Origin of the sequence: Acinetobacter rongchengensis, from assembly GCF_003611475.1 — a bacterium.
Lineage (GTDB): Bacteria > Pseudomonadota > Gammaproteobacteria > Pseudomonadales > Moraxellaceae > Acinetobacter > Acinetobacter rongchengensis.
In genome coordinates, this window is sequence record NZ_RAXT01000154.1 from 1 (window position 1) to 1,200 (window position 1,200).

The 1,200-nt window shown below is 41.0% G+C and carries 1 protein-coding gene and 1 pseudogene; both read left to right on the forward strand.

Going from position 1 to position 1,200, the window contains the following annotated elements:
- On the forward strand, positions 1-457 hold a 457-nt coding region (locus D7V20_RS19210), incomplete at its 5' end, for a recombinase family protein (RefSeq protein ID WP_033917584.1).
- Between the two features lie 45 nt (positions 458-502).
- Positions 503-1,126 (forward strand): annotated as a pseudogene (locus tag D7V20_RS19215) (IS5 family transposase); the annotation flags it as partial.
- Positions 1,127-1,200 lie beyond the last annotated feature (74 nt).

A 1,200-nucleotide genomic window follows, 5' to 3' on the forward strand; every position in this document is an offset into this window, starting at 1 on the left:
TAAAAATACCGACCGACCGAAATTTCAAGAAATGTTGAACTATGTCCGGGAAGGGGATAGGGTGATTGTACATTCCATGGATCGTTTTGCACGAAGTCTAAAAGATTTGGTCACTGAAGTAGATAAACTGGTCAAAAGAGGGATCGCCATCCAGTTTGTAAAAGAGAATATTACTTTTACTGCCCAATCCACGCCGATGGATAATTTGATGCTGCAACTGATGGGTGCTTTTGCTCAATTCGAGCGGGAAATTATCTTAGAACGTCAGAAAGAAGGGATTAAGATCGCAGCAGCTCAGGGCAAATATAAAGGTCGTGTCCATAAATTGAATCCAGATCAAGCTAAAGCATTACTGCAAGCCTGGAAAGAAGGGAAGTATTCATCAAAAGTTGATCTGGCAAAAGCGTTTGGTATCAGTAGACAGGCTGTCTATCGGTATTTAAAACAAATTAATTAGTCACTAGATGGACTGAAAGGTGCCTACAAAATCAGTGGCTATTCAGATATTACAATTAGCTACCAAAAAAGTAGAGATGGTCTGCATCTACTCGTGGACTCTACTGGCTTGAAGTTTCTAGGTGAAGGTGAATGGAAATGCAAGAAACATGGATCTGAATATCGTCGCCAATGGCGTAAGCTCCATATTGCTATAGAAGCTGAAACCCTTCAAATACGTGCAGTACAACTCACGACAAATAATGTCAGCGATTCACAAGTGCTCGAAGATTTACTTTCTCAAGTTCCCTTGGATGAACGAATTGATTCAGTCTATACAGATGGTGCTTATGACACAAAGCACTGCCGACAAGTCATTTTAAATCGTGATGCACATGCGGTCATTCCACCCAGGAAGAATGCAAAGCCTTGGAAAGATCAGCAAGTCAGGTCTATAGAACGAAATGAGTTATTGAAAACAGTCAAACTGCTAGGAAGGTCACTTTGGAAAAAGTGGTCTGGTTATCATCGTCGAAGTTTGGTGGAAACCAAGATGCATTGCATCAAATTATTAGGCGATAAATTAACAGCAAGGAGTTTTCCTAGTCAGGTGAATGAGATTCATGCACGCGTAGCCGTCTTGAACAAATTCACAGAATTGGGGCGCCCTCACACCCAAGTTGTCACTTGAATTTGGCTCAATTAGGATCGCTCTATCTTTCAAACCTTTATGCAACAAAGCCAGTCCCTATGTTAATTTGAAGA